The sequence below is a fragment of the Pseudoalteromonas qingdaonensis genome (assembly GCF_038739665.1).
Lineage (GTDB): Bacteria > Pseudomonadota > Gammaproteobacteria > Enterobacterales > Alteromonadaceae > Pseudoalteromonas > Pseudoalteromonas qingdaonensis.
The window spans coordinates 24157-47855 of sequence record NZ_JBCGCU010000006.1 but is presented as its reverse complement, the minus strand read 5'-3'; the positions used below and the strand labels follow the sequence as shown (position 1 = coordinate 47855).

18 protein-coding genes are annotated in these 23699 nt (G+C 49.3%); 9 read left to right on the top strand and 9 right to left on the bottom strand.

Going from position 1 to position 23699, the window contains the following annotated elements:
- The first annotated feature begins 12 nt into the window (after window positions 1-12).
- The 4 genes from WCN91_RS07075 to sucD all read left to right on the top strand — a co-directional run bounded on the left by WCN91_RS07075 (window position 13) and on the right by sucD (window position 6553).
- On the top strand, window positions 13-2826 hold the full coding sequence (locus WCN91_RS07075; RefSeq protein WP_342677635.1) for a 2-oxoglutarate dehydrogenase E1 component: 2814 nt from the start codon (window positions 13-15) through the stop codon (window positions 2824-2826).
- 10 nt (window positions 2827-2836) lie between these two features.
- Entirely contained in the window at window positions 2837-4333 is a 1497-nt protein-coding gene (gene odhB, locus WCN91_RS07070; protein WP_342677633.1) for a 2-oxoglutarate dehydrogenase complex dihydrolipoyllysine-residue succinyltransferase, read from the top strand.
- A 181-nt stretch (window positions 4334-4514) separates the two neighbouring features.
- Window positions 4515-5681, top strand: coding sequence for an ADP-forming succinate--CoA ligase subunit beta (gene sucC, locus WCN91_RS07065; protein WP_105199039.1), 1167 nt, complete (start codon window positions 4515-4517; stop codon window positions 5679-5681).
- Window positions 5681-6553 (top strand): succinate--CoA ligase subunit alpha, encoded by an 873-nt coding sequence (gene sucD, locus WCN91_RS07060; RefSeq protein ID WP_342677630.1) that lies wholly within the window; start codon window positions 5681-5683, stop codon window positions 6551-6553. The genes sucC and sucD overlap by 1 nt, the downstream gene beginning before the upstream one ends.
- Window positions 6554-6615: 62 nt before the next feature.
- Here the strand turns inward: sucD and WCN91_RS07055 are convergent, their stop codons facing one another.
- Window positions 6616-7518 carry a LysR family transcriptional regulator gene (locus tag WCN91_RS07055; RefSeq protein ID WP_342677628.1) on the bottom strand — a complete coding sequence of 301 codons (903 nt, stop codon included), beginning with the start codon at window positions 7516-7518 and terminating at the stop codon, window positions 6616-6618.
- Window positions 7519-7680: 162 nt separating this feature from the next.
- Here WCN91_RS07055 and hutH point away from each other — a divergent pair, with 162 nt between their 5' ends.
- The 3 genes from hutH (at window position 7681) to WCN91_RS07040 (ending at window position 11888) form a co-directional block, all read left to right on the top strand.
- Window positions 7681-9174: a histidine ammonia-lyase gene (gene hutH / locus WCN91_RS07050; protein WP_342677626.1), complete on the top strand. Its 1494-nt coding sequence runs from the start codon at window positions 7681-7683 to the stop codon at window positions 9172-9174.
- A 14-nt stretch (window positions 9175-9188) separates the two neighbouring features.
- A complete protein-coding gene (locus WCN91_RS07045; protein ID WP_342677624.1) occupies window positions 9189-11189 on the top strand; it encodes a urocanate hydratase in 2001 nt (666 codons plus the stop codon).
- A 135-nt stretch (window positions 11190-11324) separates the two neighbouring features.
- Window positions 11325-11888 carry a Tll0287-like domain-containing protein gene (locus WCN91_RS07040; RefSeq protein WP_342677622.1) on the top strand — a complete coding sequence of 188 codons (564 nt, stop codon included), beginning with the start codon at window positions 11325-11327 and terminating at the stop codon, window positions 11886-11888.
- Window positions 11889-11969: 81 nt separating this feature from the next.
- Here the strand turns inward: WCN91_RS07040 and WCN91_RS07035 are convergent, their stop codons facing one another.
- A complete protein-coding gene (locus tag WCN91_RS07035) occupies window positions 11970-12305 on the bottom strand; it encodes a zinc ribbon domain-containing protein YjdM (RefSeq protein ID WP_342677620.1) in 336 nt (111 codons plus the stop codon).
- Between the two features lie 469 nt (window positions 12306-12774).
- Here WCN91_RS07035 and WCN91_RS07030 point away from each other — a divergent pair, with 469 nt between their 5' ends.
- Window positions 12775-13134, top strand: a complete 360-nt coding sequence (locus WCN91_RS07030; RefSeq protein WP_342677618.1) for an NADPH-dependent FMN reductase — start codon at window positions 12775-12777, stop codon at window positions 13132-13134.
- A gap of 294 nt (window positions 13135-13428) precedes the next feature.
- Window positions 13429-13806 (top strand): DoxX-like family protein, encoded by a 378-nt coding sequence (locus tag WCN91_RS07025; RefSeq protein ID WP_342677841.1) that lies wholly within the window; start codon window positions 13429-13431, stop codon window positions 13804-13806.
- A gap of 185 nt (window positions 13807-13991) precedes the next feature.
- Here WCN91_RS07025 and WCN91_RS07020 read toward each other — a convergent pair whose 3' ends face one another.
- From WCN91_RS07020 to WCN91_RS06990, 7 genes are all read right to left on the bottom strand, one after another.
- Entirely contained in the window at window positions 13992-16778 is a 2787-nt protein-coding gene (locus WCN91_RS07020; protein WP_342677616.1) for a M16 family metallopeptidase, read from the bottom strand.
- A 253-nt stretch (window positions 16779-17031) separates the two neighbouring features.
- On the bottom strand, window positions 17032-17691 hold the full coding sequence (locus WCN91_RS07015) for a CoA transferase subunit B (RefSeq protein WP_342677614.1): 660 nt from the start codon (window positions 17689-17691) through the stop codon (window positions 17032-17034).
- Between the two features lie 10 nt (window positions 17692-17701).
- The gene (locus WCN91_RS07010) at window positions 17702-18403 is read right to left on the bottom strand and encodes a CoA transferase subunit A (RefSeq protein ID WP_105199023.1); all 702 of its coding nucleotides are present in this window, start codon (window positions 18401-18403) and stop codon (window positions 17702-17704) included.
- An 18-nt stretch (window positions 18404-18421) separates the two neighbouring features.
- Complete coding sequence (locus WCN91_RS07005) at window positions 18422-19333, bottom strand: hydroxymethylglutaryl-CoA lyase (protein WP_425416020.1); 912 nt, start codon at window positions 19331-19333, stop codon at window positions 18422-18424.
- Window positions 19333-21297 (bottom strand): acetyl/propionyl/methylcrotonyl-CoA carboxylase subunit alpha, encoded by a 1965-nt coding sequence (locus WCN91_RS07000; RefSeq protein ID WP_342677611.1) that lies wholly within the window; start codon window positions 21295-21297, stop codon window positions 19333-19335. Before WCN91_RS07000 ends, WCN91_RS07005 begins: the two co-directional genes overlap by 1 nt.
- A 3-nt stretch (window positions 21298-21300) precedes the next feature.
- Window positions 21301-22077, bottom strand: coding sequence for an enoyl-CoA hydratase-related protein (locus tag WCN91_RS06995; protein WP_342677609.1), 777 nt, complete (start codon window positions 22075-22077; stop codon window positions 21301-21303).
- A gap of 8 nt (window positions 22078-22085) precedes the next feature.
- Complete coding sequence (locus WCN91_RS06990; protein ID WP_342677607.1) at window positions 22086-23693, bottom strand: carboxyl transferase domain-containing protein; 1608 nt, start codon at window positions 23691-23693, stop codon at window positions 22086-22088.
- Window positions 23694-23699: the final 6 nt, after the last annotated feature.

Here is a 23699-nt window from a genome sequence, read left to right as displayed (position 1 = left end):
AAGGGCTTATAAATGCACGATGGTGTGATGAAGGCATGGCTAGAGTCTTCTCATCTATACGGCGGCAACGTTGCTTATGTTGAGGAGCTTTATGAAGCATATCTTGATGATGTGACTTCAGTGCCAGAAGAATGGCGTGTAGTGTTCGAACAACTTCCAAAAGTGGAAGGCGTGGATGTAGAAACCAAACATTCACAAGTTAGAGCCGAATTCGCCGAACTGGCAAAAAATAAACACCGAGAAGTAATTCTTGCAGAAGGGGGTCAAGCTGACCCGAAACAGATCAAAGTTCTGCAACTTATCAATGCTTTTCGTTTCCGTGGTCATCAAAACGCGAACCTTGACCCCCTGGGTCTATGGCAGCGTGAACGCGTACGCGATTTAGACTTAGAATTCCACGGCCTTTCCAAAGAAGATTTTGACACTGAGTTTTATGTAGGTTCATTCGCCGCAGGCGGTGAAATGATGAAACTGGGTGAACTTTATCAAGCACTTAAGACTACTTATTGTGGTTCTATTGGTGCTGAATACATGCACATCACATCGACTGAAGAAAAACGTTGGTTACAACAGCGTTTAGAATCGGTGCAGGCTCGCCCGCAATTCGATAGCGCCACTAAAAAGCGTATCCTTAAAGGTCTGATTGCTGCCGATGGTCTAGAAAAGTACTTGGGTGCGAAGTTCCCAGGCGCTAAGCGTTTCTCACTTGAAGGTGGTGACGCGCTGGTACCTATGTTGAAAGAGCTTATTCACCGTGCCGGTGAAAGCGGTCAACAGGAAGCGGTTATCGGTATGGCCCACCGTGGTCGTCTAAACGTGCTTGTGAATGTACTGGGTAAAAACCCGTCGGCCTTGTTCGATGAGTTTGCCGGTAAGCACGATGACACGCTGGGCTCGGGTGACGTTAAGTACCACATGGGTTATTCGTCTGATTTCGCAACCGCTGGCGGCAGTGTTCATATGGCACTTGCATTTAACCCGTCGCACCTGGAAATCGTTAACCCGGTAGTTATGGGCTCGGTTCGCGCTCGTCTAGACCGTCTAGACTGTGAAAGCGGCTCTAAAGCACTGCCTATCACCATTCACGGTGACTCGGCGATCGCCGGTCAGGGCGTGGTGCAAGAAACCTTCAATATGTCGCAAACCAACGCCTTTAAGGTAGGTGGTAGCGTACGTATCGTTGTTAACAACCAGGTTGGTTTTACCACCTCGAACAAGGATGACGTACGTTCTACAGATTACTGTACCGACATAGCTAAAATGGTTCAGGCGCCGATTTTCCACGTGAATTCGGACGACCCAGAAGCGGTTGCCATGGTTACCCAAATCGCCCTTGATTTCCGTAATCAGTTTAAGCGCGATGTGGTTATCGACCTTGTTTGTTACCGTCGTCACGGTCACAACGAAGCCGACGAGCCAAATGCAACCCAGCCGTTGATGTATCAAAAGATCAAAAAGCACGCGGTACCACGTGAAATCTACGCTCAGCAGTTGATTTCTGAAGGTCTGTTTACAGAAGCTGAAATCAAAGACCTGATCGATACTTACCGTGCTGGTCTTGATGATGGTCACTGTGTGGTTGAAGAAATCGAGCCAGAGACTAAGCACTCTTCAGAGTGGTCTAAGTTCGTAGGTCACGATTGGGATACCCAATACGATGCCAGCGTATCTGTTGAAAAGCTTAAAGAGCTTGGCAACAAGGTAGCGTCTTACCCTGAAAGCCATAAGGCTCAGTCGCGCGTTAAGAAAATTTACGACGACCGTAAAGCCATGGCTGCCGGTGACAAGTTACTGGACTGGGGTATGGCAGAAACACTTGCTTACGCCACCCTGGTAGAAGAGGGCACGGACATCCGCCTAACGGGTCAGGATTCAGGCCGTGGTACCTTCTTCCACCGTCACGCGGTTGTACACAACCAGACTGACGCCTCAACTTACTTGCCGCTACAGCATATCAGCGAAGCGCAAGGTAAGTTTGAAGTATATGACTCAGTCCTTTCTGAAGAAGCGGTACTGGCATTCGAATACGGTTATGCCACGGCAGAGCCAACTTCTCTGGTTATGTGGGAAGCGCAATTTGGCGATTTCGCCAACGGTGCCCAGGTTGTATTCGACCAATTCCTAAGCTCGGGTGAGCAAAAGTGGGGCCGTCTATGCGGTCTAACTTGTTTGCTACCACACGGCTATGAAGGTCAGGGCCCAGAGCACAGCTCGGCACGTCTTGAGCGTTTCCTTCAGCTGTGTGCGGATCACAATATGCAGGTATGTGTGCCTTCGACTCCAGCACAGGTTTACGCCATGCTACGTCGTCAGGCGGTACGTCCTCTTCGCCGTCCGCTTATCGTAATGACGCCGAAATCATTGCTACGTCACCCACTTGCGGTATCGTCTCTGGAAGAGCTTTCTGAAGGCGTATTCCACAATATGATCGACGAGATTGATGATATCGATGCGAAGAAAGTTGAGCGTGTGATTTTCTGTAGCGGTAAGGTTTATTACGAACTACTGCAAGAGCGTCGCAAGCAAGAACTAGACAACATTGCTATTGTGCGCGTTGAGCAATTATACCCATTCCCACATCAGGAAATGGCGGACATTGTTGAGCGTTACAGCCATGTGAAAGACTTTGTATGGTGTCAGGAAGAGCCGCAAAACCAAGGCGCTTGGTATTGCTCGCAGCACAACTTCTGGAATTCAATTCCACAGGGTGCCAACCTAACATACGCAGGTCGTCAAGCCTCTGCAGCACCTGCATGTGGTTATATGGCCGTACATACTAAAGAACAACAAGCGTTAGTCGCTGACGCGCTTACCATTAAAAAATAAGGGATAAGAGATGACCACAGAAATCAAGGTTCCTGTTCTTCCTGAGTCAGTTGCTGACGCTTCGGTCGCAACGTGGCACGTGAGTGTTGGCGACAAAGTAAGTCGCGATCAAAACCTGGTTGACATCGAAACCGACAAGGTTGTTTTAGAAGTTGTTGCACCTGCTGACGGTGTGATCACTGAAATCAAAGAACAAGAAGGTGCAACAGTTTTAGCCGAGCAGGTTATTGCTATTATCGGTGAAGCTGATGCCGCTGACGCTGGTGCTGCACCAGCTCCATCTGAAGACAAAGCCGCTCCAGCTGCAGCTGGCGCACAAGAAGGTAAAGAAGTGGATATTAAAGTTCCTGTACTTCCAGAATCTGTTGCTGATGCAACAATCGCTACATGGCACGTACAACCTGGTGAAGCGGTAAGCCGCGACCAAAACCTGGTTGATATCGAAACTGATAAGGTTGTTCTTGAGGTGGTAGCACCTGAAGATGGCGTAATGGGTGAGCACATCCACGGCGAAGGCGACACCGTACTTGGTGAACAAGTCATTGGTAAGCTAATCGCTGGCGCCACAGCCGGTGCTGCTCCAGCTGCCGCTGCTCCTGCTGCTGAAGCGTCAAGTGACGACAGCGCTGCCGATGCGCTAACGCCTTCTGTACGTCGCCTAATTGCTGAAAAAGGCCTAGATGCTTCGCAAATCAAGGGTTCTGGTAAAAACGGTCGTGTAACTAAAGAAGACGTTGATGCCTTCATCAAGAGCGCGTCAGCTAAGCAAGAAACTGCTGCAGCTGCGACACCTGCTCCTGTTGGTAACCGTACGCAAAAACGTGTTCCTATGACACGTCTACGTAAGACCATTGCTAACCGTCTACTTGAAGCGAAGAACTCAACTGCTATGTTGACTACCTTCAACGAAGTAAACATGAAGCCAATCATGGATCTTCGTAAGCAATACCAAGAAGTATTCGAGAAGCGTCACGGTACGCGTCTAGGTTTCATGTCTTTCTACGTGAAAGCAGTGGTTGAAGCACTTAAGCGCTTCCCAGAAGTAAACGCGTCAATCGACGGCGATGATATCGTTTACCACAACTACTTCGACATCAGCATCGCGGTATCTACTCCGCGTGGTCTAGTGACTCCTGTTCTTCGTGACTGTGACAAGCTGTCTCTTGCTGAAATCGAAAAAGGCATCAAAGAGCTTGCGATCAAAGGCCGCGATGGCAAACTAACTGTTGAAGATATGACAGGTGGTAACTTCACCATCACTAACGGTGGTGTATTCGGTTCACTACTTTCTACGCCTATCATCAACTTGCCGCAGTCTTCAATCCTAGGCATGCACAAGATCCAAGACCGTCCTATGGCGGTTAACGGTAAGGTAGAAATCCTACCTATGATGTACCTAGCACTATCGTATGACCACCGTCAAATCGATGGTAAAGAGTCAGTAGGCTTCTTGGTAACCATCAAAGAGATGTTAGAAGATCCTACGCGTCTTCTATTAGACGTATAATCGTCTAAATTGAATATAAATTAAGCTGTGGCTCTTGCCGCAGCTTTTTTTTTGCCACCTTTAGTCTTACTAGGGTTTTCAAGCATAGCCATGGGATCTATACTAGGTGCGCAATTTGGGATGGTTGAATAAATTGCATATTTATTCAGCTCTTTTAGTATAAAAAATTGGATAAAGCATCATGAATTTGCATGAGTATCAGGCAAAACAACTTTTTGCCGAATATGGTTTACCAGTTTCTGAAGGCTATGCATGTGACACGCCTCAAGAAGCTGCTGAAGCTGCCGATAAAATCGGTGGTGACAAGTGGGTTGTTAAATGTCAGGTTCACGCCGGTGGCCGTGGTAAAGCGGGCGGTGTAAAACTAGCAGACAGCAAACAAGAGATCAAAGACTTCGCTCAAAACTGGTTAGGTAAGAACCTAGTAACTTACCAAACTGACGAAAACGGTCAGCCAGTTGCTAAGATCCTTGTTGAAAGCTGCACAGACATTGCTAACGAACTCTACCTTGGTGCTGTTGTCGACCGCGCTTCACGCAAAGTTGTTTTCATGGCGTCAACTGAAGGCGGTGTTGAAATTGAACAAGTTGCAGAAGAAACGCCTGAACTAATTCACAAAGCTGAGATCGATCCACTAGTAGGTCCTCAAGCTTACCAAGCTCGTGAACTAGGCTTCAAATTGGGTCTTAACCCAACACAAATGAAGCAATTCGTTAAGATCTTCATGGGTCTTGCGAACATGTTCAACGATTTCGATTTCGCTCTACTTGAAATCAACCCTCTAGTAATCACAGAAGAAGGTAACCTTCACTGTCTAGACGGTAAAATCGGTGTTGATGGTAACGCGTTATACCGTCAGCCTAAAATCCGCGCTATGCACGATCCTTCACAAGAAGACGAGCGTGAAGCTCACGCTGCACAGTGGGAACTTAACTATGTTGCACTAGATGGTAACGTAGGTTGTATGGTTAACGGTGCAGGCCTAGCAATGGGTACTATGGACATCGTAAACCTACACGGCGGTAAGCCAGCTAACTTCCTAGACGTTGGTGGCGGCGCGACTAAAGAGCGTGTAGCTGAAGCGTTTAAGATCATCCTTTCTGACGACAACGTTAAAGCTGTTCTAGTTAACATCTTCGGCGGTATCGTACGTTGTGACATGATCGCAGAAGGCATCATTGGTGCTGTTAAAGAAGTTGGCGTAAACGTTCCTGTAGTTGTACGTCTTGAAGGTACTAATGCTGAACTAGGTCGTGACGTTCTTGCGAACTCAGGTCTAGACATCATTGCTGCAGAATCTCTAACAGACGCTGCTGAAAAAGTTGTTGCTGCTGCGGAGGGCAAATAATGTCTGTACTAATTAATAAAGACACTAAAGTAATCTGCCAAGGTTTCACTGGTGGTCAGGGTACTTTCCACTCTGAGCAAGCTCTTGAGTACGGCACGCAGATGGTAGGTGGTGTATCACCTGGTAAAGGCGGTCAAACTCACCTTGGTCTACCTGTGTTCAACACAGTACGTGACGCAGTAGAAGCAACTGGTGCAACTGCATCAGTAATCTACGTACCAGCACCTTTCTGTAAAGATGCAATCCTTGAAGCTATCGATGCAGGCATCGAGCTTATCGTTTGTATCACTGAAGGTATTCCAACGCTAGACATGGTTGACGTTAAAGTTAAGCTTGATGAAACTGGCGTTCGTATGATCGGTCCTAACTGCCCAGGTGTTATCACTCCGGGTGAAACTAAGATCGGTATCATGCCTGGTCACATCCACAAGCCTGGTAAAGTAGGTATCGTATCTCGTTCTGGTACTCTTACTTACGAAGCGGTTAAGCAAACTACTGACGCTGGCTTCGGTCAGTCTACCTGTGTAGGTATCGGTGGTGACCCAATTCCTGGTACTAACTTCATCGACGTACTAGAGATGTTCGAGAAAGATCCGCAAACTGAAGCTATCGTAATGATCGGTGAGATCGGCGGTACAGCTGAAGAAGAAGCGGCGGCTTACATCAAAGAAAACGTCACTAAGCCAGTTGTATCTTACATCGCTGGTGTTACTGCTCCTCCGGGTAAGCGTATGGGCCACGCTGGTGCCATCATCGCCGGTGGTAAAGGTACTGCTGACGAGAAGTTCGCAGCCCTTGAAGCAGCTGGCGTAAAAACTGTACGTTCACTTGCTGATATCGGTAAAGCGCTTAAAGAGAAAACCGGTTGGTAATCTCTGCTAACGCTTAAAAAAAAACCCGCCTTCTGGCGGGTTTTTTGTTTCTATACATGAGCTTAGGTCAGGGCTTTATGACAGCGCTTCATTTCTTCTATCAATGCCTGCGCCAGCGGCGAGGCTGAGTTATTTTTAGAAGTGATCAACACTACCGGTATAGTATAGCGATACACTTCGGGCTCGATAGCCTTAAACATCCCCTTATCAACCCAATGCTTAGCATAATGCTCGGGCAGATAGCCGATAAACTTCCCGGATAAAATCAAATGGGCAATGCCTTCATCATGATAGGCGATAGCACTGTTTTGATAATTTAAACCATCGTTGCGGCTTTCGCGGTCACGCATATAGTTACTGGTGATCACTTCCGCATCGGCTAGCAATTCACTCACGGCAGAGGGTTCACAGTCGAACAGGGGATGGCCCAGCGCACAATACAAGTAGTTGGTTTCATCATGAAGCGGGTAATAATCAAGGCCCCTTAAATGATGGCGACTGACCCCTATGCCCACCAGCGCCCGGCCATTGACCACAGAGGTTTCAACTTCCCGCGCTTCACACACATTGATATCGAACTGAATGTTACTGCCACACTCCTTAAGCTCGGCAATAACATGAGCAACGGCGCAGCGCGGATCGCTGACCAGGGTATCTATGATCGCAAGGCTTACTCGCCCGGATAATTCATTTTTTGATGTCGCCACCGTGCTAGCAAAGGCCTCGCATTGTTGTAACAGTTCTAACGACGCCTGATAGGTGATGCGACCGGGCTCGGTAAGCTCGAAACCGCTGCGCCCGCGTTTACAGAGTTTAATACCCAGGCGTACCTCTAAGTCCGATAAATGTGAACTTATGGTGGAGCGGCCTATGCTCAGGCGCGACTCCGCCGCGGCCAAACCGCCACACTCAACTATGGCCACAAAGATACGCAGCAAGCGTAGGTCTACGTCATGGACTTGCACTTGATCCCCTTAATTCGAGAAGGATGTTTAATTAGATAAGTTTAGTTCGGTAAAACCGGAATGAATTACGATTATTATGTATTTATAAAACATCTCTGGCAAGTTAGCATGGTTTAATTGAGCAAGTATTGCTTCGCACAGACAACAAGTTAGGAGAATAAGATGACGTTTAGATATGGTGTAGACCAGCTAAATCTTGATACTGTGAACGGCATCGCTGATGGCAGCATTAAAGCCGAGCTTTGCCAACAAGCCATAGATAAAATTAATAAAAGCCGTCAGAATGTAGATGTGATGGCCGCTTCAGATAAGGCCGTTTACGGTATCAATACCGGATTTGGCCCTTTGTGCGATACGCAAATCTCACCAGAAGAAACCCATCTTTTACAAAAGAACCTGTTGATCACTCATGCCGTAGGTGTGGGTGAGCCTATCGCCAAAGCAATTTCTAAATTGATGCTGATCACTAAGGTACACGCCCTAAGCCAAGGCTTCTCGGGTATTCGCCTTGAAGTGGTAGAGCGCATGTTGGCTTTCCTTGAGCTTGATCTTATTCCCGTGGTACCAGAGCAAGGTTCGGTCGGTGCGTCGGGCGACCTGGCACCGCTTTCACACTTATTCCTGCCACTGATTGGCGAAGGTGAGTTCTGGCAAGACGGCAAACCCGTACCTGCGGCCCATTTGCTAGAAGCCAATGGCCTAGCGCCGCTTGAGCTGCATGCCAAAGAAGGTCTGGCTCTTATCAATGGTACCCAGTTTATTCTTTCGCACGGTATCACGGCGCTGACCAAGATGCGTTACCTCCTTGATCTTGCCGACTTAGCCGGTGCCATGAGCATCGAAGGCATGCAGGGCAGTGGCTCACCCTTTAGGGAAGAGCTGCATGCAACTCGTCCGTTTGAAGGTAACATTGAAGTCGCTAAGCGTATGCGTATGTTCTTCAACGGCTCACAAAATATGGCTGCACACACTGACTGCGATCGCGTGCAAGACCCTTACTCGCTGCGTTGTATTCCACAGGTACACGGCGCATCACGTAACGCCTTTAACCACCTTAAGGAGCTGGTAGAAATCGAGATGAACTCGGTGACCGATAACCCAATCGTGATCAGTGCAGAAGAAGCAATTTCTGGTGGTAGCTTCCACGGTCAGCCTTTGGCCATGGTATTGGATTATGCGTCGATTGCAGCTGCCGAGCTTGGCAATATCTCCGACCGCCGTTGTTATTTAATGCTTGAAGGCCTGCACGGTCTGCCGCGTTTATTGACCACCTCCGGTGGCCTTAACTCGGGCATGATGATCCCTCAGTATGCCACTGCGGCCTTGGTAACAGAGAACAAATCACTATGCTTCCCACCATCAGCGGACAGCGTACCTACCTCTATGGGTCAGGAAGATCACGTATCCATGGGCAGCATCTCGGGTCGAAAACTAAATCAAATCCTTGGCAACCTGGAAAAGATCTTTGCTATCGAATTAATGTATGCGGCGCAGGCCATTGAATTCCGTCGTCCGAACAAGTGCTCTGACATCATCGAAGAGAACTTCGCCATCATCCGCGACAAGGTAGCCAAGCTTGAAGAAGACCGTCTACTTAAGCCGGATATCGATGCCATGATTGAACTAGTTAAAGCACAAGCGTTTAGCGTCAACTAAGGGAGCCAATAACAATGACTTTCCAAGAACAAATTAAGCAAGGTATTCCCAGCGTTTTACCTGAGCCTAAGCCATACCCAGCGGGTGTAAACCGCGCGCCAAAGCGCAAAGACATTCTTAGCCCAGAGGAAAAGCAACTGGCGGTACGTAACGCCTTGCGTTATTTCCCTAAAGAATGGCACCAGGAGCTGGCCGCTGAATTTGCCGAGGAACTGAAGCAATTTGGCCGTATTTACATGTACCGCTTTAAGCCTAGCTATGACATGAAGGCGCGCTCGGTCTCTGACTACCCGGCAAAATGCGAGCAGGCTGCCGCGATCATGCTGATGGTTGATAACAACCTTGACCCAGCCGTTGCTCAGCACCCAGAGGAGCTGATCACTTACGGTGGTAACGGTGCGGTATTCCAAAACTGGGCGCAGTACCTGTTAACCATGAAGTACCTGAGCGAGATGGAAAAAGACCAGACCTTGCACATTTACTCGGGTCACCCAATGGGACTGTTCCCCTCATCAGAAGATGCGCCGCGCGTGGTGGTGACTAACGGTATGATGATCCCGAACTACTCTAAGCCGGATGACTGGGAGAAGTTTAATGCTCTGGGTGTAACTCAGTACGGGCAAATGACTGCCGGTTCATTTATGTATATCGGTCCCCAGGGTATAGTACACGGCACCACGATTACGGTGATGAATGCCTTCCGTAAGGTGCTTGAGAAAGGCCAAAGCCCGCAAGGTAAGATCTTCTTGACCGCAGGTCTCGGCGGCATGAGTGGTGCACAGCCAAAAGCGGGTAACATCGCCAACTGTATTACCGTGTGTGCCGAAGTGAACGCCAAGGCCGCCACTAAGCGCCACCAGCAGGGCTGGGTTGATGAGCTGATCGACAACATGGATGCGCTGATTGAGCGTGTTCGCCAGGCACAAGCCAATGAAGAAGTGGTCTCTATTGCCTACGTGGGTAACATTGTAGATGTGTGGGAAAGCTTCTACGAGCAAGACATTTTTGTTCACCTGGGTTCAGACCAAACGTCACTGCATAACCCTTGGTCGGGCGGTTATTACCCGGTTGATATTTCGTTTGAAGAGTCAAATCGACTGATCCGTGAAGAGCCAGAAGTATTCAAGGTGAAGGTACAAGAGACCTTGAAGCGTCATGCCGATGCGGTAAACAAGCACACCGCTCGTGGTACCTATTTCTTTGACTATGGTAATGCCTTCTTATTGGAAGCGTCGCGCGCCGGTGGCGATGTGATGGCCGAAAACGGCATCGACTTTAAATATCCGTCGTACGTGCAGGATATTCTTGGTCCTATGTGTTTTGACTATGGTTTTGGTCCATTCCGTTGGGTATGTGCCTCAGGCAAGCCAGACGATCTGGATAAAACCGATGCCATCGCCGCAGAAGTACTGAACAAGATCATGGCCGAATCGCCAGAAGAAATTCAGCAGCAGATGCAGGACAACATCACCTGGATCAAAGACGCCAAGCAAAACAAGCTGGTTGTGGGTTCACAAGCGCGTATTCTTTACGCCGACGCCCAAGGTCGTATTGAAATCGCGAAAGCCTTTAACGATGCCATTAATCGCGGTGAAATTGGCCCGGTCGTACTAGGTCGTGACCACCATGACGTGAGCGGCACCGACTCACCGTTCCGTGAAACATCAAACATCTATGATGGCAGTCGTTTCACCGCGGATATGGCGATTCACAACGTGATCGGCGACAGTTTCCGTGGCGCAACCTGGGTCTCTATCCACAATGGTGGCGGTGTAGGTTGGGGCGAAGTAACCAACGGTGGTTTCGGTATGCTGCTTGATGGCAGCGAAGGTGCCGAGCGTCGCTTGAAATCCATGCTCTTGTTCGATGTAAATAATGGTATTGCCCGCCGTAGCTGGGCTCGTAACGAAGAAGCCAACTTCGCGATTAAACGCGAAATGGAACGTACGCCTAAGCTTAAGGTAACCCTGGCAAATCGGGTTGATGACGAGATCCTAACAAACTTGTCATTCTAATTTGCCAAGCAAGTCAAATTACAAAGGAGGCCTAAGTGCTTCCTTTTTTTTATGGCTGTTATTCAACTAATTGCCTAGGGAGATTTATCTGCCATAAGGTATGCTAAACGAGTCTATTAACGTGTAGGATGTACTATGAAAAAGTTTTTACTCTTAACCTTGTTATACCTGCCTTGGGCAAGTGCTGAACAAGGCGAGCAGGCTAAAGAACTTGAATTGAAAGCACGGCAGATCACCGGTGACTTTGCTGCCGAGCTTAAATCAGCCTTGCTTGGAGCAGTGCAACAAGGGGGCTTTGCTGCGGCCATAGATGTGTGTCATACAAAAGCCCCTGAGATAGCCGATGCCTACTCAAGCCACGGCTGGCAAGTGCGCAGGACCAGCCTTAAAACACGTAACAAGGCTAATGAGCCAACATTCGAGGAACTAGCGGTACTGCAAGGCTTTGCACAAAAGTTGGCCGAGGGTGAAGCAATAAAAAGCCTAACTTATTCCAATTACGACCCAGAAAAAAATCAATATCGCTATATGAAACCTATACCTACCGGCCAGCTGTGTCTGGCCTGTCATGGTGAAAAGATCAGCCCACAACTGATTGAAAAGCTCGATAGCCTCTATGTTGGCGATGAGGCGAGGGGGTTTAAGTTGGGTGATATGCGTGGCGCCTTCAGCCTTAGCTATAGTGGTGATGGAAAATAAAGAAGAGTTTAAGTATATAAAACGCCACCGCTTAAGCTGTGGCGTGTCCCTGTACCAGATTTAGTGCTATGTGTCGCCGGGTTAGGCTTTTTTAACAAACTTGGCGGTGATCATCATCTCGCCAACGCCATCGACCTTACAGTCCAGCTCGTGATCTTTGCTGTCCTTGATGCTGCGGATCTGCGCCTTGGTGCCTATTTTCATCACCATGGAGCTGCCTTTGACCTTTAAATCTTTGGCAAGTGTCACTTTATCGCCGGCATTAAGTTCGGTGCCGTTAGCATCTTTGGCGGTGATCAGCTCTTCTTCGGCCAGTTGCGCCGGGTCCCATTCATAGCCACACTCGGGGCAAATAAGCAGATTTTGAACTTGATACACATAGGGAGAAGTACAATTTAAACAAGGTGGGGGGGCCATAATGCAGGAGCTCTTTAGTTACTGTGCACCAATAATAAAACTTCTCGGTAACGGGATCGAGCGCGCAAGTGAAAATAAGCGCTGAATTAAGGCCGCAGGAATAATTACATAGTAGGCCGGCCTTTGCCGCCATGGGTGGCGGTAGTTGAGCAATGCAGGAGCACATTGCCGAAAGGCCGGCTTAGAGGGCAACAAAACCTGAGATCGAAAGCGAATCTAAACGGGAAGGGGCGATCCCTGTAGGTCAGGTTTCAACCTGACAACCCGCAACCAACAAATTGCATAGCAGGCCAATAAAGGCTTCTTCGGCTTACTTCTTGATTGCGTGTGAGAAAAACACCTGATTACTTGTTATTATTATTAAATAAAATCTTTATTAGTGAGAGTTACTCCTGCTGTGGATAACTTCCTTAACCGGGAATTCGCACTAATAAGCTGTTATGAATACAAAGAGGTATAGAGTGAACGTATGAATATTTTATTAATGTCAGGTAGCTTTCACTCCAAAAGCAAAAGCATCGCAGTACTGAAGATGATTCAGGAATACTTCCCTAGCGATAACTTCCACTTTCCAAAATTAGATGATCTTCCTTTTTATAGTGAAGATTTAGCAGTTAATAAACCTGATTCTATTTTGAGGTTGCTGGATCAAGTCGGAGAGTGCGAAGGAATTATCGTATGCTCACCGGAGTACAATCATAGTGTTCCTGCTGTATTAAAAAATGCCATAGATTGGGTGTCACGACCAGCCTTTAACTCTGTATTAAAGGATAAGCCTGTAACTATAATTACTCAGGCAAATAGCCCTGTGGGTGGGGCAAGAGCTTAAGCTCATTTAAAGTTAATTTTTGACTCAACATTATCGTTAATATATCCGGCGCATGAAATGATGATCACTGGAATAGATCAGTTAGTAAATGATGACGGCGCTATCAACGATGATAGATTCAGAAATCGTTTAGAACGACATTTTTCGGGCTTTGTAGAATTTGCCGCGAGGCATTCATAACAAAGTGGTCAAGTTCACTCCGGCCCTGCGGGCCTGCGCGGGACAAATTAAGCTTCGCTCAATTTGCCCCTTACCACGGCGTTATACGTTTCTGGAGAATTCAGTTTCTTGAACATGATTCAATTAGCTCGATATGTCATTGGACTGACATGGATATATCACGGTCTATTTCCCAAGTTATTGCAAATTGCTCCGCTTGAGCAGGCAATGACTGGAAGTTTAGGGTTTTCCGAAGATATCACTTATCAATTGATTAAAAGTGCTGGCGTTGGTGAAGTTTTTTTTGGGTTAGTCTTTATCTTGTTATACAGGAGCAAAGTCGTGCAGCTGCTTAACCTGGCAGGTTTAGCTGGATTATTGGTCTTTGCTGCAGTTATGACTCCGCATTTTTTATTGGAAGCATTTAATCCTGTTACAACAAATATTCCGCTTATGGTTCTTGGGTATTTTTTATTGCAGCAAACTGGTTCAGGTCATGCAAAAAACGTATAACAATCGCCATCAAAAACGCGCCCCTTGGGCGCTCGACTCGTAACACGTTGCTCGCGTTTGTGGCGGGCGTTCCACCACTCAATCTTAGCCCACAGCCCGCTCTGAGTATCATTTTCTATAAACAACCCACAAAAAAGCCCCAGCATACGCTGGGGCTTAGTTTTTTCTAAGATTAAACTCGGTGCTTAATCCAGGTAAGTTACTTCACCTAGATTTAGACTTTCGATTTGCTCTTTGATCTTGGCGACGTCACCGACGATCACCCAGGTCAGTTGCTCAGGTTTAATTACCTTCTTGGCCTCGGCGGCCAGGGTTTTGGTGTCTGGCTTACGAACCAGCTCGGCGTAATTTTCAAGATAGGTGACGTCACGGTCTTTACTGTAGGCATCCGCCAGTGAGTTAAGCAGTGACCACTTCTTCTCATAACGACCGGGTAGCTTAGCAGTTTTATTCGATACCACCTTGGCCAGCTCTTCATCGGTTGCCGGTTTATTGCCGATATAACCATTGAGTTCTTTTAGGATTTCCTGAATCGACTCTTTGGTTTTATCGGTTTGTACCGGGGCGTAAACAAAGAAGGGGCTTTGCGCCTTGGTATCCATTAAAATGGTGCGCGCGCCATATGACCAACCCTTGTCTTCACGCAGGTTCATATTCATACGCGAGGTGAAGCTGCCGCCTATGATGGTGTTCATCATATCTAGGGTTACTTCATCCTGAGCGCTTAATGATTGGCTGTTTGGACCCAATAGGCCAGAGATGATCAAAGACTGCGGCGACTCAGGCTTGTCCAATACAAATACCCGCGCTTTTTCAGGAATAGCCACATCGGCGATATCAAGCTTCGGTGCCGCTGTCTGAGGTTTTTCCCAGCTTGCCAGTGCTGTTTCCAAAGATGTTTGTAGCTCGGCTTTATCGATATCACCAACCACTACTAAACGGCCCAGATCTGGACGTAACCAGGTCGAAGTAAAGGCTAATAGGTCATCACGACTGATCTGCGCGACCGATTGCTCCGTGCCTGAACCGGTTAGCGGCTTACCATAAGGGTGGTTTTCGCCGTATAGCAGCGGCGGTAACACGCGCAGGGCATTGGAGGTTGGGCTTGCTTTTTCTTGCTTAATACCTTGAAGCAGTAGCTTACGCACACGCTCTATATCGCTGTCGGCGAAGCGTGGCTTTTGCAATACATCGGCAAACAGTGCCAGGCTTGGCTGCCAGTTGGTCGCCATGGCTGACATCATCACCGAGGTTTTATCCAAACCAGCACTGGCAGAGATAGACGCACCCAGAGATTCAAGTTCGGCGGCCAGTTGCAGTGCATCGCGCGAGCCTGCGCCTTCATCAAGCATGTTGGCGGCAAAGTTGGCAACGCCAGGCTTATCGTTGGCATCGGTGGCGGTACCGCCGGCAAAGTCTAAACGTATGTTAATAACCGGGGTGTCGCTGCGTTTCGCCAGTACCACTTCTAAGCCATTGCTTAGGGTAAAGCTGTCAACGCTTGGCAAATCAAGGGCAGGGACCTCGCCGGCGCTAGGCACGCCCGTGCTGCGATCCACACCTTGCTCGCTGGCGCTGAGCTCAGCAAAGGGGTGAACGGTCAGCACAAAGTCACCACTGCTTAACCATTTGCTTGCCACCATTTGGAGATCGCTCGGTGTGGCATTGGCGGTAATGGCAAAGGCCTCTTTATAATAGGTAGGGTTGTTGTGGTAAACGGCGCCCGAGGCCAATACATCTGACTTACCGCCAAAGCCACCCACACCTTCCACATTCTTCACCCAGCCGGCGGCATTGGCAAATTTAATGCGGCTTAGCTCTGCGGCCGTTGGGCCCTCGTCGATTATACGAGCAACCTCTTCATCGATAATGCGTTCAATTTTGTCGATATTGTTTTTATCCAGGGCATCGACACCGATCATCAGCTGACCGGCCAGGGTGCGCTGATAGTTAAAGGCAAAGACGCTTGAAGCCAGTTGCTCCTTATACACCAGGCGCTGGTAAAGGCGTGAGTTCTTGCCACCGGCGAGTACATCGCTCAGTAGCGACAAGTATTCACCTTCCACACTGCCTTTTTCCGCGGTATTCCACACTTTAACGATACGAGATGCAGGCACGCGGTCTTGCATTACTAAACGGGTTTGCTCGTCACGCTTGGCAATCCACTTTTGCAGCTTGGCTACCGGTTTACCGGGTTTAATATCGCCAAAGTATTTGCCCACTTTTTGTTTTGCCGTCTCAACATCGATATCACCGGCAAGCACTAACACAGCATTGTTCGGGCCGTAGTAGTCTTTAAACCACTGGTGTACGTCCTCTAGTGACGCCGCGTTTAAGTCTTCCATTGAGCCGATTACAGACCAGGAGTAGGGGTGACCTTGAGGGAAGGTATTGCTCCAGATGTTATCCCACATGGTGCCGTAAGGCTGGCTTTCGCCCTGGCGTTTTTCATTTTGTACTACGCCGCGTTGCTCATCGAGCTTATCCTGCGTGATGGCGCCAAGTAAGTGGCCCATACGCTCTGACTCCATCCACAAGGCCATATCCAACGCCGGGGTTGGTACGTTTTGGAAATAGTTGGTTCTGTCCGAGTTGGTGGTACCGTTTTGCTCGGTGGCACCGGCGCGCTCGAAGGGGCCGAAATACTCGTCGTCGTAGTTTTCGGTGCCATTAAACATCAGGTGTTCAAACAAATGGGCAAAACCGGTTTTGCCAACGTTTTCATTTTTAGCACCCACGTCATACCAAACATTAACCGCAACAATAGGGGCTTTGCGATCGGTGTGGACGATAACCTTAAGGCCGTTATCCAGGGTAAATGAATCATATTTGATATCAACGAAAGGCAAATTCGCGGCATTTTGCGCAACTTGTTGTTGCTGCGCCGTAGTTTGTGTATCGCTGGTGGCCGAGCAGCCACCAAGGGAGATCATCACTGCCACGCTAAGGGCACTTAGGGTCATCTTATTCATGGAGATCCTTATTAAAATTGTTGGTGTCCTATGTATCCACACTAATCTACCACTATATTCGGAACGGGGAAATTGAACAGATCAAACTAGCGCAACAAAGATGTAAGCAAATGTTTAATGGCTGAATTATGCGTAATAGAGACGAAAAAAAACCCCTCAAAAGAGGGGTTTTGGGTAACACAGTGCCAACTAGCACTGGGAATGAGGACGGTACATTTACGGGTATGCTATGGGAGGGCTCCCAAGCTATCCGTTAGTCAAAGCTCATTTCTGGTACATCGCCTTCGACGATGAGTTTACCCGCTGTTTTACTGATGATTTCATCAACACTAACACCCGGGGCGCGCTCTAGCAAATGGAAAGCGCCGTCTTTGACTTCTAACACGGCCAAGTCGGTTACTATTTTCTTTACACAATTCACGCCGGTTAGAGGCAGTGAACATTCTTTTAGTAACTTAGATTCGCCGTGTTTACTGGCATGGGTCATGGTAACAATTATGTTCTTTGCGCCGGCAACTAAGTCCATTGCGCCGCCCATGCCTTTAATTAACTTCTTCGGGATCATCCACGAGGCAATATTGCCGTGCTGATCAACTTCAAATGCACCTAAGACTGTCAAGTCTACATGACCACCACGGATCATGGCAAAGCTATCGGCACTATTAAAAATTGCTGCACCTTTAGCTGCTGTAACGGTTTCTTTACCCGCATTGATCATGTCTGCATCAAGCTCGTCTTCGGTTGGGTAAGGACCCATACCCAGCAGGCCGTTTTCCGACTGCAGCATAACTTCAATGCCTTCTGGTACATAGTTGGCAACCAGGGTAGGGATACCAATACCCAGATTCACGTAATAGCCGTCAGCCAATTCTTTGGCAACACGTTGAGCAATTTGTTCACGGTTTAATGACATTTTAATCTCCTTAGGCTTTACGTGTGGTAACGCGTTCAATGCGTTTTTCAAAGTTGCCCTTGATAACGCGGTTTACATAAATGCCCGGGGTGTGAATTTGGCTTGGCTCAAGTTCACCCGGCTCAACTATTTCTTCTACCTCGGCTACGGTGATCTTACCGGCAGTGGCGGCCATAGGGTTGAAGTTCATCGCCGTGTGGCGGAACACCAGGTTACCGTAACGGTCTGCTTTCCATGCTTTCACAATGGCAAATTCACCGGTAACGGATTCTTCAAGAATATAGGGACGACCGTCAAATTCTTTTACTTCTTTACCTTCGGCAACCGGCGTACCGTAGCCTGTGGCGGTGTAAAATGCTGGGATACCAGCGCCGCCGGCGCGCATTTTCTCTGCCAGTGTGCCCTGAGGCGTAAGCTCTACTTCCAGCTCACCGTCAAGCAACTGCTTTTCAAATAATGCGTTTTCACCCACATAAGAGGCGATGACCTTCTTGATTTGTTTGTCTTGAAGCAGCACGCCTAAACCGAAATCATCCACACCACAGTTGTTTGAAACTACAGTTAAATCTGTGGTACCCATGCGCTTAATCTCGGCAATTAGGCCTTCGGGGATACCGCACAGGCCAAAACCACCGGCAATAATGGTATCGCCGTCTTTTAGTCCTGCCATGGCATCGGCATAACTTGTTACTACTTTATCGAATCCGGACATGTCTAAGCACTCCTAGGTTTATTGTTCTTGGTCACAATCGGCAAGTATGGCGTTGGCCACCTTGCTCTGTGGATGCTTGTTTAGCGCCTTGCAAATGGTCGCGCCTGCTTGGGCCAGTGTTTTTAAATCAATTCCTGTGTCTATGCCAAGCTTTTGCAGTAGATAGACCACATCTTCGGTGGCAACATTTCCTGACGCACCCTTGGCATAAGGGCAGCCACCTAGGCCTGCAACCGCACTGTCTACCGTGCTAATGCCCATTTTTAAGGCAGCATAGATGTTACTGATGGCCTGGCCATAGGTATCGTGGAAATGCACCGCCAACTGGCTGGCATCCAGGTGTTTAAGCAGCAGGTCAAGCAATTGCTCCACCTCATTGGCCGTACCCACGCCTATGGTATCGCCGAGACTGACTTCGTAGCAGCCCAAAGCCAACAATTGTTTACACACCTCAAGCACTTGCTCAGGCGCCACCGCGCCCTGGTAAGGGCAACCCAGAGCGCAGCTGACATAACCACGTACCTTGATGTTGTTTGCCTTGGCAAGCTCTACCACAGGGCGGAAGCGCTCAATGCTTTCACTGATTGAACAATTGATATTCTTTTGCGTAAAGGCCTCGCTGGCAGCGGTGAAAATAGCAAACTCGCCAACGTCGGCTGCCAATGCCAATTCCGCGCCTTTTAAGTTTGGCGTCAAGGCACTGAGCAACACATCATCATGGCGCTCAATAGCAGCAAAAACGGCGCTTGAGTCCGCCATTTGTGGCACCCATTTAGGCGATACAAAAGCACCGCCCTCAATATGCTTTAATCCCGCCTTGGCCAGGCTGTTGATCAAGACCACCTTGTCTTCAAGGCTGACATTGACCTCGTTTTGCAGGCCATCACGAGGACCTACCTCAACGACACGTACCTGTTTTGGAAAGGCCATTATGCTTGCTCCTCAACGATAGCAAGCAGGGCACCATGGCTGACCAATTCGCCCTCGCCATAGCAATAACTGCTAAGCACGCCATCAAATGGCGCATTAAGGGTGTATTCCATCTTCATGGCTTCCATCACCACTATGGCATCGCCTTGTTTTACCTCGGTGCCAATATCCAGCAGGTGTTTTACCACAGTGCCGTTCATTGGTGCCGCCAAGGCATCGCCACCGCTTTGCTCGGCGCCGACATAATGCTTAGAAGTCAGGGCAAAGTCATACTGGGCACCTTGATACATGATACTCAGTGCTTCGTCATCGATTCGTGCATCGGCACTTAGGCGCTGACCATCGACCACGGCAACATAGTGGCCATGACCTTGATACTCACCACTTAAACTATGCCCTTGGCCGTCGATATCGACCTTGATACCGGTTGACGTTACATGTAACACCAGCTGATGATCCGCCAGCGGCACCTTGATCTCATTGATGGAATTCAGTTTAAAGCCAGATAGGCTCTGCCACGGCGAAGTTGCAGCCGGGGCCTTGCAGGTACCCTGTAAATGACAATAGTACACCCAGGCGGCCATGGCTAAGGTATGAACATCGGCCTGTGGCGCCTGAGTTAGGCTGTCACAGTTATTGTCGATAAAGTGGGTGTCCATGGTGGCTTCTTGCAGCGGCTGCGACTCACACAGGGCTACCAAGAAGCCGGTATTGGCTTTAACGCCGCCAACATAGGTATGACGCAATGAGCGCTCTAACAGTGACAGTGCCTGCGCACGGTTATCGCCTTTAACGATCAGTTTGGCAACCATGGGGTCGTAGAAGGAGCTGATTTCATCGCCACAGGTAACGCCAGTATCAATACGCACGTTTGCATTTTGCTCCGGGAAGCGTAAATGCGTCAGACGTCCGCTTGAAGGCATAAACTGCTCACTTGGGTCTTCGGCATATAAACGGGCTTCAAAGCTGTGACCTGTGATTGTTACCTGCTCTTGGGTCAGAGGCAGGGTATCACCACCGGCTGCGGCGATTTGCCATTGCACCAGGTCCACGCCTGTAACCATTTCGGTAACCGGGTGTTCTACCTGCAAGCGGGTATTCATTTCCATAAAGAAGAATTCCTCGCCACACAGCAGGAACTCGACCGTACCAGCACCCACATAATCGATGGCTTGAGCACAGCGTACCGCCGCTTCACCCATGTTTTTACGCATGGCGTCACTCAGACCGGGAGCAGGGGCTTCTTCAATTACTTTTTGGTGGCGGCGCTGCAATGAGCAGTCGCGGTCGCCCAAGTACACGCAGTTGCCGTGTTTATCGGCAAATACTTGCACTTCCACGTGACGCGGATTATCGACATAACGCTCAATCAACACCAGGTCATTACCAAAGCTGCTAATAGCTTCACGCTTGGCACCCTCCAGGGCACTGATAAAGTCTTTTTTATCCCGTACCACACGCATGCCCTTACCACCACCGCCATAAGCGGCCTTGATAAGCACAGGATAACCGATTTTATCGGCCTCATCGCTTAGGAAAGTCGGGTCTTGGTTGTCACCGTAATAGCCGGGTACCAAGGGCACGTTGGCGCCTGCCATAATCTCTTTGGCGCGGGTTTTTGAACCCATGGCTTCGATGCTTTTGGCGTAGGGACCAATAAAGGTAATGCCTTTTTGCTCGCACTGTGCGGCAAAGGCTTCGTTTTCAGAGAGGAAACCATAACCCGGGTGAATGCAGTCGGCGCCGGCCTGCTCGGCAACGGCAAACAGCTTGTCCATATCCAAGTAAGACGACTTACTCGGTGCCGGGCCTATGTGGTAGGCGCTGTCCGCCATTTGTACGTGCTGAGCATTGGCATCGGCGTCCGAATAGACGGCAATGGTGTGCATGCCCAGCATTTTGGCGCTGCGAATTACGCGACAGGCTATTTCACCTCGGTTGGCAATAAGAATTCGTTTTAGCATGAGTTATCCTTGTTGTTGCCAAGCCGGCGCTTGCTTATTGAAAAACGCGTTTAAGCCCGCTTGCCCTTCGTCGCTTACGCGAATGGCGGCAATGCGCTCGGCGGTTAAATGGCGCAGGTCGGCATCAATGTCTTTACCAGCAACGTCATTAATTAAGTTCTTCGCTGCTTTAACGGCCATGGGGCCATTGTCGGTAATGATATCGAGGAATTTGTCACATTGGGCTTGCAGGTCTTCACACACCTCGTGAATTAACCCCATGGCGTGCGCTTCGTCGGCGTTAAAGACCTCTGCGGTTAAGAAGTAACGTCTGGCATTGCGCTCACCTATGGCTTTGATCACATAGGGGCTGATCACAGCCGGGATCAGGCCAAGTTTTACCTCTGACAAACAGAATTTGGCAGTCGGGTTGGCAAGGGCAATGTCACAACTGGCGATAAGGCCCAGGGCACCACCAAAGGCTGCGCCTTGCACCAAACAAATGGTTGGGTGCGGGCAGGTGTGCAGCACATGCATGAGTTTGGCAAGCTCCAGCGAGTCGGCGACGTTGTCCTCGAAGGAGTTGTCTTTCATGGATTTCATCCAATTAAGATCGGCACCCGCGGAGAAGTGTTTGCCTTCGCTATTTAGCACCAAGGCACGAATATCCAATGTGCTTGCATGCTCGATTAAGCGGATCATTTCGCTGATTAGCGCATCGTCAAAGGCATTGTGCTTTTCGACGCGCTGCAGAGTAAGCGTGGCGATACGGCTTTTACTAATATTGAGTGTAACTGACATAGCGCCTCCTACATTCTAAACACACCGAACTCGGTGTCTTTTTGTGGTGCGTTGGCAGCCGCCTCAAGGGCTAAACCGAGAACAGAGCGGGTGTCCGCTGGGTCGATTATGCCGTCATCCCACAGGCGCGCACTGGCGTAGTAGGGGTGACCCTGACGCTCATACTGCTCAACAATGGGCTTTTTAAACTCGGCCACTTGCTCATCGCTCATGGATTGACCCTGACGGGCAAGACCATCTTGTTTCACCTGAGCCAATACGCCGGCGGCTTGCTCACCACCCATGACCGAGATACGGGCGTTAGGCCACATCCACATCATGGTAGGGTCGTAGGCGCGACCACACATACCGTAGTTACCGGCGCCGTATGAGCCACCGATCAACACTGTAAATTTAGGCACTTCGGCACAAGAAACCGCGGTCACCATTTTCGCGCCGTGCTTGGCAATGCCTTCGGCTTCATATTTCTGACCAACCATAAAGCCGGTGATGTTCTGTAAGAAAATCAGTGGGATGTTACGCTTGGCACAGAGCTGGATAAAGTGGGCGCCTTTTTGCGCCGACTCGCTGAATAACACGCCATTGTTGGCAACAATACCAACCGGGTGACCGTAGATATGAGCAAAGCCGGTGACCAGGGTCTCACCAAAGTAACGTTTAAATTCATCAAAGGATGAATCGTCGACGATACGGGCGATAACTTCGCGCACATCAAAGCTCTTTTTCAGGTCGCTGCCGACAATGCCGTAAAGCTCATGAATATCGTAGCGTGGTGCTTTTACCTCGTTTAACACGGGCGCAAGTGGGCGCACATGGTTTAAACGGGCAATACACTGACGGGCGATAGACAAGGCATGCTCGTCGTTATCGGCGTAGTGATCCGCCACGCCAGATACCTTACAGTGCACATCCGCACCGCCTAGGTCTTCGGCGCTTACTTCTTCACCTGTGGCCGCTTTAACCAGCGGTGGGCCGGCCAGGAAAATGGTGCCTTGCTCTTTAACGATGATGCTTTCATCGGCCATGGCCGGTACATAGGCACCGCCTGCGGTACACAGACCCATTACCACGGCGATTTGCGCTATGCCTTTGGCCGACATGCGCGCCTGGTTAAAGAAGATGCGACCGAAGTGCAGCTTGTCCGGGAAGACCTCGTCCTGCTCCGGCAGGTTCGCACCGCCCGAGTCGACAAGATAAATACAGGGCAGGTGGCAGCGCTCGGCAATTTCCTGAGCGCGCAGGTGTTTTTTCACCGTTAGTGGGAAGTAGGTACCGCCCTTAACCGTGGCGTCGTTGGCTACTATCATGCACTCAACGCCTTGAACGCGGCCGATACCGGCGACCACGCCGGCACAAGGAATGTCTTGCTCATACACGCCATAGGCGGCGAACTGACCGATCTCTAAAAACGGCGAGCCTTCATCGAGCAGGTGTTCGATACGGTCGCGCACAAATAACTTGCCGCGACTTTGGTGACGTTCTACATATTTAGGGCCGCCGCCACCGCGCAGGGTGGCCGCCTTGTTATGCAGGTCTTGAACCAGGGCACGCATCGCTTCATCATTGACGGCGAACTGCGGGTCCTTAGGGTTTATGCTTGAAGATAGAATGGTCATACAACA